Below are 12,750 nucleotides of genomic sequence, written 5' to 3'. Positions count from 1 at the left end.
TCGGCTTCCCGAGAGCCGGGACGGAAACGTTTTTCCTCACCTGTGTCGAGGTTCCGCACATGCGGAGCGAACCCCGAACGTGTGGTCGGATCGTCCACGAACCCGCTTCGAGTACGGGGTTCGCGTTCTTCTTCGCCTGAATCGGGCGGCGGACGGTGGGTGACGCGGGAGCCGACCCTACCCGAAACCGCTCGTTCGGGCGCTTCGCAATAGCTTTCCGACTACCGGACCCCACGACAGGACAAGGAATGCGACTGCCACGGAACCAGCTCGCGGTGCTCGAGGAACTGAGCGCCGACGAGCCGACGACGATCGAGGAATTGGCCGCCGAGACGGGCGAGAAACCCGAGACGGTGACCGGCGCCGCCTTCGAGTTGGAGGAACAGGGGCTGGTCGACGTCTCCGAGGAGACGTCCGTCGAGGTCGAACTGACCGACGAAGGCGCGGAGTACGCCGAGGAGGGTCTCCCCGAGGTGCGCCTCTACGAGACCGCACTCGACCAGGGTGCCGACGAGGAACCCGCCCAGATGGGGCAGGTCGTCGGCGCGTCGGGACTCGAAGGCCCAGAGGTCGACATCGCGCTCTCGAACTACGCCCGGAAGGGGTACGGCGACATCGGCGGCGGCGAAATCACCGCCGACCCGGACGCCGACCCCGGCGAGGACGAGGAAGCGGTCGCGCTCGCCTCCCTCGCCGCCGGCGAGGCGGTGGCCGACGAGGACGTCCTCGACCAACTGGAGCGACGCGACCTCGTCGAGCGCCACGAGCGGACGGTCCGCTCGGTCACGCTCACCGACGAGGGCGTCACCGCGCTCATGTCGGGTATCGAGGCGGCCGGCGAGACCGGTCAACTCACCCCCGAGATGCTCGCGACCGGCGAGTGGCGAGACGCCGAGTTCGCCGAGTACAACGTCGAGGCCGACGCCGAGGAGATTTCGGGCGGTAAGACCCACATCCTCCGGCAGACCGCCGAGCGCGTGAAGGACGTCCTCGTCGGGATGGGCTTCTCGGAGATGGAGGGTCCCCACGCCGACGCCGAGTTCTGGATCAACGACGCGCTGTTCATGCCCCAGGACCACCCGGCGCGCACCCACTGGGACCAGTTCGCCCTGGAGAAACCCGAGGAGATTCGGGACCTCCCCGACGACCTCGTCGACCGGGTCCGCGACGCCCACAAGCACGGCGTCGGCCCCGACGGCGACGGCTACCACTCGCCGTGGGAGGAGGACGTCGCCCGCGCTATCGACCTGCGCGGCCACACCACCTCGCTGTCGATGCGCTACCTCTCGGGCCACGAGGTCGGCGACCTCGAACCGCCCGAGCGCTACTTCAGCGTCGAGAAGGTGTACCGTAACGACACCATCGACGCCACCCACCTGCTGGAGTTCTTCCAGATCGAAGGGTGGGTGATGGCCGAGGACCTCTCGGTGCGCGACCTCATGGGGACGTTCACCGAGTTCTACAGCCAGTTCGGCATCACCGACATCCAGTTCAAACCGCACTACAACCCCTACACCGAGCCCTCCTTCGAGTTGTTCGGCCGCCACCCCGAGACGGGCGAACTCATCGAGATCGGCAACTCGGGTATCTTCCGTCCCGAGGTGCTCGAACCGCTCGGCGTGGAGTGCGACGTGATGGCCTGGGGACTCGCTCTCGAACGACTACTCATGCTCATGTACGGCTTCGAAGACATCCGCGACGTGCACGGAACGCTGTGTGACCTCGAACTCCTCCGCGAGACGGAGGTGGTGCGATAATGCCCGTCGTCGAAGTCGACCCCGACGAACTCCGTCGGCTCACCGGTCACCACGAGAAAGAGGACGACGAACTGAAAGACGACCTCTTCGCGCTCGGTCTGGAGTACGAGGGCGACACCGAGGACGGCGAGTTCCAACTGGAGTTCGCCCCCGACCGCCTCGACCGCCTCTCCGTCGAGGGTGTCGCTCGCTCGCTTCGGTACCAGTACGGCGACGACCGCGGCGTCTACGTCCCCGACACGAACGACCCCGAGTGGACCATCGAGGTCGACGAGTCCGTCCCCGACGAGCGCCCCTACGTGACCGGCGCCGTCGTGCGCGGCCTCGACCTCTCCGAGGACGCCCTCGACTCTATCATCCAACTGCAGGAGAAACTCCACGCGACGATGGGCCGCCAGCGCGCGAAGGGCGCCATCGGTATCCACGACCTGACGATGCTGAAGGGGCAGTCGATACAGAGTAGCGACGAACCGAGCGGTGAAACCGCGAGTCAGGCCTTCGAGGAGAGCGAGCGCGGGCCGCGGAACTCCATCACCTACCGCGGCGTCGACCCCGAGGGCGACACGTTCGTTCCGCTCGACTCCGACCAGGAACTCACCCCCGCCGAGGTTCTGGAGGAGCACCCGACCGGGGAGAAGTACGCCGACCTGGTCGAGGAGTACGAGCGCTTCCCCGCCATCTACGACGACATCGGTCTCTTCTCGTTCCCGCCGGTCATCAACGGCCGCCGGACGGAGGTCTCCGAGGACTCCCGCGACCTCTTCATCGAGTTGACGGGGACCGACCAGTGGACCGTCGACCGGATGTGCAACATCATCTGCTACGCCCTCGACGCCCGCGGCGGGCAGGTCGAGGAAGTCGAGGTGGAGTACTCGGACCGGACGCTCCTCCGCCCCGACTTCGACGTGGACACGAAGCGCGTCCCCCACGACCGCATCGAGACCATGCTGGGAATCGACCTCGACCCCGACACGGTCGAGGACCTCTTCGAGCGCGCAGGTCTCGACGCCGAGGTCGAACCCACCGACGACTCCCTCCAGTACGCCGTCGACGTCCCACCCTACCGCGTCGACGTGCTCCACCCGGTCGACCTCGTCGACGACGTGGGCCGCGCGTACGGCTTCAACGAACTCGTCCCGCGCTACCCCGAGGTGAGCACCGTCGGGGGTCGGACCGACGAGTCTGAACTGGAGCGGGCCGCCCGCAACGTGTTGGTGGGGCTCGGCTTCGAGGACCTGCTCAACTTCCACCTCATCAGTCACGAGGACAACTACGAGCGGATGCGCGTCGAGGAGGGGAGCGACGTCCTCGGCGGCGCCGAAGCCCCGACTATCCGCGAACCCTACAGCGAGGAGTACGAACTCGTCCGTACGTGGGCGCTCCCCTCGCTGATGATGGTCCTAGAGAACAACACTCACCGGTCCTACCCGCAGGACCTCGCCGAAATCGGTCTCGCGACGGCCGTCGACGACTCCGAGAACACGGGTGTCGCCGAGCGCCGGACGGTCGCGGGCGTCGTCGCCCGCCACGACGCCTCCTACGAGGACGCGAAGGCCCGCCTCCAGGCCGTCGCGCGCAACTTCGACGTCGACCTGGAGACGCCACCGACCGACCACCCCGCGTTCATCGACGGCCGCGTGGCCGCCATCGAGATGGACGGCGAGGAAGTGGGCGTCGTCGGCGAGATCCACCCGGAGATTCTCGTCGACCACGACCTCGAAGTCCCCGTCTCCGCGTTCGAGTTCCGACTGGACGCGCTGGAGTGAGGGAACTACCTTCTCTCCGTTTCGCATCTCGTGTCCCGCGGTACGCCTTCGAGAAATTGTGCGAGGAGAGACCGTTCGCGGCCGTCCTAGAGGTCCGCGCCGACCGCGTCCTCGACGGTGTCGAAGCCGTCGCGGTCGAGTAGGTCGAGTAGGCCCTCGTTGATGTCGCGGGCGATGGACGGTCCCTCGTAGACGAGACCGGTGTAGAGTTGGACGACCGAGGCGCCCGCCCGAATCTTCTCGTAGGCGTCCTCGGCGGTGAAGACGCCACCGACACCCACTACGGGGAGGTCGGTGCGCTGGGCGACGAAGCGGACCTGGTCGGTGGCGCGTCCTTCGAGTGGCTTCCCGGAGAGTCCGCCGTCCTCGACGCGGTTCGGGTGCTGGAGGGAGTCCGGGCGCTCGGTCGTCGTGTTCGTCGCGATGATTCCCGACAACCCCAGTTCGTCGGCGAGGTCGACGGCGTCGGCGACGGCCTCGCGGTGGAGGTCCGGCGAGAGTTTCACCAGGAGCGGGTCGGCGCCCGCGTCGACGAGTTCCGAGAGGATGTTCCGGAGCGCGTCGCCGTGCTGGAGTTCGCGCAGTCCGGGCGTGTTCGGACTGGAGACGTTGACGACGAAGTAGTCGCCCGCGTCCGCGACGCGCTCGTACGTGTAGCGGTAGTCGCTCGGCGCTTCTTCGAGGGGCGTCGACTTCGACTTCCCGATGTTCACGCCGAGCGGCACGTCCGGTTTCGGCTGGCTGTCGAGTCGTCGGCCGACGACGTCGGCGCCCTCGTTGTTGAACCCCATGCGGTTGACGATGGCCTCGTCCTCCGGGAGGCGGAACATCCGCGGGCGGGGATTCCCCGACTGGCCCTCGGCGGTGACGCCGCCGATCTCGACGTGGCCGAAGCCGAGGTCGGCGAGTGCCCGCGGAATCTCGGCGTTCTTGTCGAACCCGGCGGCGACGCCGACGGGGTTCGGGAACGAACAGTCGAACGCGTGCACGCGTAGGCGTGGGTCGTCGACGACGTATCGTTCACGGAGCGCGTACCGCGCGGGTGTCGCCTGGACGGCCCGGAGGAGCGTGTGTACTGTTCGATGGGCGGTTTCGGCCGGCAGTTGGAAAAGCAGTGGTCGGACCGCTCGGTACACGGTTAGAAGTCGTGCTCGACCTCGTCGGGGTCTGCCTTCTGGATGATGATCTTGTCCTCGCGGACGCGGACGAACACTTCGTCGCCGATTTCGAGACCGGCGACGGCGAGCTCGTCCTCGTGGAGGTTGACGTGGGCGTTGTGGTACTCGCCGTCCTCGCCTTTCGCGCCACTCGGGCTGAGCTTCTTCTTGCGGACCATCGCGTTCTATCTTACGTGTCCCTTCGCCACAGGATATACTTAAGCTCTTCCGACCGCTCGCGTCACGAACGGCGCCGAGCCGCGGAAAATCGTCGTCGATGTCGCTCCCTCCGGGTGATTTTGCCGGTATATTTATAACACCGTCTGTGTTTCATTCGCATGGAGCAACCACAATGGCACGTGAGGACGGGAAACGGAATTTCGCACTCCGAGACGTCGATGGAAACGAGACCAGTGTCTTCAGTGGGAACACCCCACGGCAGGCTGCACTGAAAGCCGCCCGCCGACTCGAAGACAAGGGAGAGACCGAACAACAGGCGCCACACCAGGAGATTCGGCTCCGTGAGAAGGGATCCGACAAGGTCCACATCTACGACGCGTGGGCGTGGGAGGAGGAGTCGCCGGACGACTCCCCCGACTGGATGCCCAACCGAATCACCGAAGCGAACGTTTCGAAGAAGGGAATCGAGCACGTCGAAGACGTCTGAGTCCCTTCTGCACCACCCCTTATCGAATCTCGCCCGACAGTGTGTCGTCCCGTGAGAGTTATTGGGACGTCGTGCCTACACCCGCGTGCGCGGGCGACACCCGGCCGGACCGAACGTCCGAGCGCGGAATGACTGGTCGGCCTCCACCCGTGCGATACACTTCTCCGCGTGAGAGGAACCACCGTGCGGCGCCGACCCGAACAGCCTCCGGTTCGACGGTGTTAAGTGTAACCCGGCCATTCGGACTAATGCGAAGAACGTGAGGTGGCCCGGGCACACCCCGGCGCCGCTGATGCATGCTTTCGAGGCGTCGGGCACCACGCCCGACCGTCGACTCGCCTCTCACCGAGGCCGAGACGACACCCTTAAGTGAATCTCACACCTCGAAAGAAATGCGCACGTCGGACTCGACGAACGACGTTCCGAAGGGTTCTTACCCAACCGGAACCGACGTCCAAGTCCGAAGGACATGAGGATTCCACCCCTGCGGTCCGCCGTACACGATGGAATCTGATGTTAGCCCTGGTAGTTCGGTGACACTCGGTCGGCTCCCCGTCCGCGTCGCCGAACACTAACGACCATTCACCAATACATCATTTATACGTCATCCCTCACGGGATGACGCCCGCCTATCGCTGGGGCCTCGCCCCAGCACATTCTGGTTGATCCTGCCAGAGGCCATTGCTATTGGAGTTGGATTTAGCCATGCAGTCGCACGAGTTCAGACTCGTGGCAGATAGCTCAGTAACACGTGGTCAAACTACCCTATGGAGGAGAACAATCTCGGGAAACTGAGGCTAATTCTCCACAAGGCTCTCTCACTGGAAGGTAGAGAGCTGGAAACGCGCCAGCGCCATAGGATGTGGCTGCGGCCGATTAGGTAGACGGTGGGGTAACGGCCCACCGTGCCCATAATCGGTACGGGTTGTGAGAGCAAGAGCCCGGAGACGGTATCTGAGACAAGATACCGGGCCCTACGGGGCGCAGCAGGCGCGAAACCTTTACACTGCACGACAGTGCGATAAGGCAACTCCAAGTGTGCAGGCATAGTGCCTGCACTTTTCAGCACCGTAAGGAGGTGCTGGAATAAGGACTGGGCAAGACCGGTGCCAGCCGCCGCGGTAATACCGGCAGTCCAAGTGATGGCCGATCTTATTGGGTCTAAAGCGTCCGTAGCCGGCCGTGCAAGTCCGTTGGGAAATCCGCGCGCTCAACGCGCGGGCGACCAGCGGAAACTGCACGGCTTGGGACCGGAAGGCTCGAGGAGTACGTCCGGGGTAGGAGTGAAATCCTGTAATCCTGGACGGACTACCGATGGCGAAAGCACCTCGAGAAGACGGATCCGACGGTGAGGGACGAAAGCTAGGGTCTCGAACCGGATTAGATACCCGGGTAGTCCTAGCCGTAAACGATGCCCGTTAGGTGTGGCACAGGCTACGAGCCTGTGCTGTGCCGTAGTGAAGACGATTAACGGGCCGCCTGGGAAGTACGTCCGCAAGGATGAAACTTAAAGGAATTGGCGGGGGAGCACTACAACCGGAGGAGCCTGCGGTTTAATTGGACTCAACGCCGGACATCTCACCAGAACCGACTGTAGTAATGACGGTCAGGTTGACGACCTTACCCGACGCTACAGAGAGGAGGTGCATGGCCGCCGTCAGCTCGTACCGTGAGGCGTCCTGTTAAGTCAGGCAACGAGCGAGACCCGCATGCTTAATTGCCAGCAGCACGCTTGTCGTGGCTGGGTACATTAAGCAGACTGCCGTGGCCAACACGGAGGAAGGAACGGGCAACGGTAGGTCAGTATGCCCCGAATGTTCTGGGCAACACGCGGGCTACAATGGTCGAGACAGTGGGACGCAACCCCGAAAGGGGACGCTAATCTCCTAAACTCGATCGTAGTTCGGATTGAGGGCTGAAACTCGCCCTCATGAAGCTGGATTCGGTAGTAATCGCGTGTCAGAAGCGCGCGGTGAATACGTCCCTGCTCCTTGCACACACCGCCCGTCAAAGCACCCGAGTGGGGTCCGGATGAGGCCGCGGCAACGCGGTCGAATCTGGGCTCCGCAAGGGGGCTTAAGTCGTAACAAGGTAGCCGTAGGGGAATCTGCGGCTGGATCACCTCCACTGACCGGGACCACTCCTTTGGAGTGGCCCACCTACATTCCCTGTCGACCCCTGGGCGGGTCGACACTCGAATCGTCGTTGTGTTCGACGCCGCGCCGGTGACCCGGCCGAGCACTTACGAACTACCAGGGCTAACGAATCTACTCCCTCGCGGGAGTAGTGGGCCCATAGCTCAGTGGGAGAGTGCCTCCTTTGCAAGGAGGATGCCCTGGGTTCGAATCCCAGTGGGTCCATTCGATTCGACTCCACCCTCGAAGCGTGTCCCTTAAGTGGGAGACGCAGGAAGGAAGAGTCGAGTTCGACTGATGCACCAGTCCGCGCAAGCGCGACTGGGAAGGGTCGACGAACGCCCCCTTACCACCGGGGCAGTTCGATGACACCGTGTGTAAGTGCAATCCAGACATTCACTGGACTCGTATCACCGAGTCTATAATTAAGAAGTTGAAGTTGAAGTGATCCGACTGCGTGGCTACTGTGCCACCTGGTGGATGGCTCGGCTCGAGAGCCGACAAAGGACGTGCCAAGCTGCGAAAAGCCTGAGGGAGCCGCACGGAGGCGAAGAACTCAGGATCTCCGAATGGGAATCCCCACCGCAATTGCTGCGCGCAATGGGGAACGTCCGGAATTGAAACATCTCAGTACGGACAGGAAGAGAAACCGAATGGGACGCCGTGAGTAATCGCGAGTGAAAGCGGCACAGTCCAAACCGAAGCCTTCTGGGCAATGTGGTGTTCGGGCCAGCACTCATCGGCGGAACGTCTGCGGAGAAGTCTCCTGAAACGGAGCGCGAGACAGGGTGACAGCCCCGTACTCCAGACAAGTACGCCGTGCGCTGGTTCCAGAGTAGCGGGGATCGGATATTCCTCGTGAATATCGCCGGCATCGACGGCGAAGACTAAGTACTCCTCGAGACCGATAGTGAACAAGTAGCGTGAGCGAACGCTGAAAAGCACTCTCCAACGGAGGGTGAAATAGGGCCTGAAATCAGGTGGCGATAGAGCGACGGGGCATGAAAGGCCCCGCTGTGAACGAACGAGGCGCAAGCCTCTAGTAGGGACAGCGGGGAGCCGATGTTCCGTCGTACGTTTTGAAAAACGAGCCAGGGAGTGTGTCTGTTCGGCAAGTCTAACTGGAGTATCCAGGAAGGCACAGGGAAACCGACATGGCCGCAGCCTTCACGGGCGAGGGCCGCCGTCTTCAAGGGCGGGGAGTCGAACGGACACGACCCGAAACCGAGTGATCTACGCGCGTGCAAGGTGAAGCGTGCCGAAAGGCACGTGGAGGCCTGTTAGGGTTGGTGTCTTACAATACCCTCCCGTGACATGCGTGTAGGGGTGAAAGGCCCATCGAACTCGGCAACAGCTGGTTCCAATCGAAACATGTCGAAGCATGACCTCCACCGAGGTAGTCCGTGAGGTAGAGCGACCGATTGGAGGGTACAACTCCGAGAGGAGTTGTCCCTCCTGTCGAACTCCGAACTTACGGACGCCGTGGACGTGGGGAATCCGGTGCGCGGGGTAAGCCTGTGTACCGTAAGGGAGACAACCCAGCGTTAGGTTAAGGTCCCAAAGTACGAGCTAAGTGCGATCGAAGGTGGTTCCGAGCCCTAGACAGCCGGGGGGTGAGCTTAGAAGCAGCTACCCGCTAAGAAAAGCGTAACAGCTTACCGGCCGAGGTTCGGAGCGCCCAAAATGATCGGGGCTCAAGTTCGTCACCGATACCTAACCGTACCCCTCACAGGGTAATCGAGTAGATTGGCACTCTGCACGGGCGGAAGCACGGGCGAGAGTTCGTGTGGACCGTGTAGGGACGAAAATCCTGGTCATAGTAGCAGCGTGAGTCGGGTTAGACCCCCGACGGCCTCAAGGATAAGGGTTCCTCGGCACTGCTGAACAGCCGAGGGTTAGCCGGTCCTAAGTCACACCGTAATTCGAATGTGACAATTGGGAAACGGGTTAATATTCCCGTGCCGTCGTACAATGAACGCCGACGCCTCTGGAAACACCGAGCTGGGCCATCGCCCAGTCGAACTGGAGAAGTCCGTGGACGCCGTAATGGCAAGAAGCGGACGAAACCCAGGATAGGGAAACTCGGTGGTACCAGGGGCCCGTGAAAAGGCAAGTACGACGACCGTACCGAGAACCGACACAGGTATCCTGGCGGTGAAAGCCAAGGCCTGTCGGGAGCAACCGACGTCAGGGAATTCGGCAAATTGGTCCCGTAAGTTCGCGATAAGGGATGCCTGCCTCGTTTGAGGCAGGTCGCAGTGACTCGGATGCTCCGACTGTCTAATAACAACATAGGTGACCGCAAATCCGCAAGGACTCGTACGGTCACTGAATCCTGCCCAGTGCAGGTATCTGAACACCCAGTACAATGGGGCGAAGGACCTGTTAACGGCGGGGGTAACTATGACCCTCTTAAGGTAGCGTAGTACCTTGCCGCTTCAGTAGCGGCTTGCATGAATGGATCAACGAGAGCATCACTGTCCCGACGTTGGGCCCGGTGAACTGTACGTTCCAGTGCGGAGTCTGGAGACCCCCAAGGGGAAGCGAAGACCCTATAGAGCTTTACTGCAGGCTGTCGCTGGGACACGGTCGCTAATGTGCAGAATAGGTAGGAGACATTACACAGGTGCGTGCGCCAGCACGTCGCCGAGTCAAGAGTGAAATACTACCCGTTAGTGACTGTGACCCTAACTCCGGGAGGAGGACACCGGTAGCCGGGCAGTTTGACTGGGGCGGTACGCGCTCGAAAAGATATCGAGCGCGCCCTAAGTCTTCCTCATCCGGGTCGGAGACCCGGAAGAGAGCGCAAGAGCACAAGGAAGGCTGACAGTGTCCTGCACAACAAGGGACGCTGACGCGAAAGCGTGGTCTAGCGATCTTATGAGCCTGCCCGATGCGGGCCATAAGCGACAGAAAAGCTACCTTAGGGATAACAGAGTCGTCACGCGCAAGAGCACATATCGACCGCGTGGCTTGCTACCTCGATGTCGGTTCCCTCCATCCTGTCCGTGCAGAAGCGGACAAGGGTGAGGTTGTTCGCCTATTAAAGGAGGTCGTGAGCTGGGTTTAGACCGTCGTGAGACAGGTCGGCTGCTATCTATTGGGGGTGTTGAGGTACTTGACGGGAACGTTCGTATAGTACGAGAGGAACTACGAACGGGTGCCACTGGTGTACCGGTCGTCTGAGAAGGCGAGTGCCGGGCAGCTACGCACCACGGGGTAAGAGCTGAACGCATCTAAGCTCGAAACCCACCTGGAAAAGAAGTACCACTGAGGCCACTCGTAGAAGACGAGTTAGATAGACTCGGGATGTACGCGTCAAGGCAACGAGACGTTGAGTCCGCGAGCACTAACAGGCCAAGCCACACAATCATATCCGCATCCGGATCACAGAGACATGCTGTGCAGTATAGGTCGGTGATTCGGGTCCAGGTGTTAACTGGATTGCACTTACACACGGTACTCGTCGTCGAGTAGTTCGACGGGCGAGAGTACGAGCCACAGTAGTGGCCGTAACCGACATTGGTAGGATCGCGGTTCGATTCCGCGAGTCGGCATTACGGCGGCCAGAGCGGTGGGGATCACCCGTACCCATCCCGAACACGGACGTTAAGCCCACCCACGTTCCGGTCAGTACTGGAGTGCGCGAGCCTCTGGGAAATCCGGTTAGCCGCCGACCAATCATATAGAGCCCGACGCACATCGCGTGCGTCGGGCTCTCTTCATTTGTACAACCGCCGAGACGACAGTCTCGCCGTCACTCCGCATTTGGAATCACCCACGCCCCGATACAGAGACTTCGAGAACGATTGCTAACCGAAGTCAGGTCACGGCGGTGGCTTCTCGCCGTCGAGGACACACTCCGAGTGTGTACCGTCGTTGTCCCCTGTCTAACGCTTCTCAGAGCTAGTCCCCCTGGGCTGTCCACTCTGCTATCGGTGGAAGTGGACGTCGGGCAGCTCGACTGACTCCACTCCAGAGTCCGTCCTACTCGGAGGGAGATCGCTTCCGCGATACGTGGGGAAGTGCCCCGAAACCGCAGGATGGCGGGACGGAGGCGTTCCGCAACGCCTAAATCGCCCGACCGTCAAGGAGTAATCGCGCCAAGGTGGCAGAGTCCGGCCTAACGCAGCGGCCTGCAGAGCCGCCCATCGCCGGTTCGAATCCGGCCCTTGGCTTTTCACGACTTCTCGTCGACGAGCGTCGTCGCCGCGGGTTCGCCGGCCACCAGTTACGAGTGAGCGACCGTCGTCAGTCACGTTCGGCATGAGTGCGACACTGTTCCTCGACGAACCGCTCGACGATCGACAGCGTATCGACTGTGAGGAGGTCCGTATCCTCGGTAACGTCGCGTGGGCGACGGTGTCCGACGAAGAAGTCGTCGTCCCGCTCTCGAACGTCGCTGGGATCGAGGGTGAGACGGTCGACCAGCGCGTCGACGAACTCGACTCGCCAGGGGGGCGATACACCGAACTCGTCACCGACGTCTCGTAGACTTCGGTCCGTGGCCAACGAAGGACTGTCGGTGGAGTTACGTCCGCTCCGGCCCGGGTACGACTATGCACGTAACGACGGAGTCCGGTGATGTCCGGTCGTAGTCCCGCAGCGCAGTCGGGCCGAGGGGCGGCATTGAACCGGCCGATGGTCCGGGCGTACGACGCGTCCTACCGGGGACCGTCACCGAACTGGGACGTCGGCTACGCCCAGGCCCCGTTCGTCGTTCTCGAAGCGGCGGGCTACATCGGTGGACGTGTCCTCGACGTCGGTTGCGGGACCGGCGAACTCGCGATGTTCCTGGCCGACCGCGGGTACGACGTCCTGGGAGTCGACTTCGCACCGTCGGCGATCCAGCGCGCGCGAGCGAAAGCACACGCTCGCGGGAGTGCGGCGCAGTTCCTCGTCTGGGATGCCCTCCGACTCGGCGAACTCGGCCTGGAGTTCGACACCGTCGTCGACTCGGCGATGTTCCACGTCTTCGGCGCACTCGAGCGCGAGCGGTTCGTCGACGAACTCGCGTCGGTACTCCGTCCCGGTGGCCGCTACGTCGTCGTCGGTGACCACCGGCCCGACGACCGGCCGGTGTACGAAGGTGGAATCTCGAAACGCGAGATACGCGAACGGTTCCGTGACGCGGACGGGTGGCGCGTCGACTTCGTCGTCGAGACGGTCTTCGAACGGGACTGGGGTGAGACCCCGGCCTACCTCGTGGGGGTCACTCGAACGCGATAGCGCCCGTCGATCTCGACCCTTCGAGGGTCAGTCGACCGG

7 protein-coding genes, 2 tRNA genes and 3 rRNA genes are annotated in these 12,750 nt (G+C 62.5%); 10 read left to right on the top strand and 2 right to left on the bottom strand.

The features are described from left to right. Positions 1-248 precede the first annotated feature (248 nt). Both pheS and pheT read left to right on the top strand, forming a co-directional pair. The gene (pheS, locus tag P0Y33_RS12315) at positions 249-1,757 is read left to right on the top strand and encodes a phenylalanine--tRNA ligase subunit alpha (RefSeq protein ID WP_279527688.1); all 1,509 of its coding nucleotides are present in this window, start codon (positions 249-251) and stop codon (positions 1,755-1,757) included. Continuing rightward, complete coding sequence (pheT, locus tag P0Y33_RS12310) at positions 1,757-3,523, top strand: phenylalanine--tRNA ligase subunit beta (RefSeq protein ID WP_279527687.1); 1,767 nt, start codon at positions 1,757-1,759, stop codon at positions 3,521-3,523. Before pheS ends, pheT begins: the two co-directional genes overlap by 1 nt. An 86-nt stretch (positions 3,524-3,609) precedes the next feature. On the opposite strand, the gene P0Y33_RS12305 is transcribed toward pheT, so the two are convergent. Continuing rightward, positions 3,610-4,659 carry a quinone-dependent dihydroorotate dehydrogenase gene (locus tag P0Y33_RS12305; RefSeq protein ID WP_279527686.1) on the bottom strand — a complete coding sequence of 350 codons (1,050 nt, stop codon included), beginning with the start codon at positions 4,657-4,659 and terminating at the stop codon, positions 3,610-3,612. A 2-nt stretch (positions 4,660-4,661) separates the two neighbouring features. Continuing rightward, entirely contained in the window at positions 4,662-4,859 is a 198-nt protein-coding gene (locus P0Y33_RS12300; protein WP_123074594.1) for an AbrB/MazE/SpoVT family DNA-binding domain-containing protein, read from the bottom strand. Positions 4,860-5,032: 173 nt separating this feature from the next. Here P0Y33_RS12300 and P0Y33_RS12295 point away from each other — a divergent pair, with 173 nt between their 5' ends. The 8 genes from P0Y33_RS12295 (at position 5,033) to P0Y33_RS12260 (ending at position 12,711) form a co-directional block, all read left to right on the top strand. Further along, positions 5,033-5,347, top strand: a complete 315-nt coding sequence (locus P0Y33_RS12295) for a non-histone chromosomal MC1 family protein (protein WP_279527685.1) — start codon at positions 5,033-5,035, stop codon at positions 5,345-5,347. Positions 5,348-6,002: 655 nt separating this feature from the next. Next, positions 6,003-7,474 (top strand): 16S ribosomal RNA (locus P0Y33_RS12290). A gap of 161 nt (positions 7,475-7,635) precedes the next feature. Beyond that, positions 7,636-7,707, top strand: a tRNA-Ala gene (locus P0Y33_RS12285). A 227-nt stretch (positions 7,708-7,934) separates the two neighbouring features. Beyond that, positions 7,935-10,853, top strand: a 23S ribosomal RNA gene (locus tag P0Y33_RS12280). Positions 10,854-11,040: 187 nt separating this feature from the next. Then, a 5S ribosomal RNA gene (gene rrf, locus P0Y33_RS12275) occupies positions 11,041-11,161 on the top strand. Together the 16S, 23S and 5S rRNA genes with 2 tRNA genes alongside form the textbook arrangement of a ribosomal RNA operon. A gap of 423 nt (positions 11,162-11,584) precedes the next feature. Next, positions 11,585-11,660, top strand: a tRNA-Cys gene (locus P0Y33_RS12270). An 88-nt stretch (positions 11,661-11,748) separates the two neighbouring features. Continuing rightward, entirely contained in the window at positions 11,749-11,976 is a 228-nt protein-coding gene (locus tag P0Y33_RS12265) for a hypothetical protein (protein ID WP_279527684.1), read from the top strand. Positions 11,977-12,066: 90 nt separating this feature from the next. After that, on the top strand, positions 12,067-12,711 hold the full coding sequence (locus tag P0Y33_RS12260; protein WP_279527683.1) for a class I SAM-dependent methyltransferase: 645 nt from the start codon (positions 12,067-12,069) through the stop codon (positions 12,709-12,711). Positions 12,712-12,750 lie beyond the last annotated feature (39 nt).

This window comes from Halospeciosus flavus (assembly GCF_029814175.1).
In the GTDB taxonomy this organism is placed as follows: Archaea; Halobacteriota; Halobacteria; order Halobacteriales; family Halobacteriaceae; genus Halospeciosus; species Halospeciosus flavus.
Note: the sequence above shows the minus strand (reverse complement) of the source record. Positions and strands in the feature narration are given on the sequence as shown.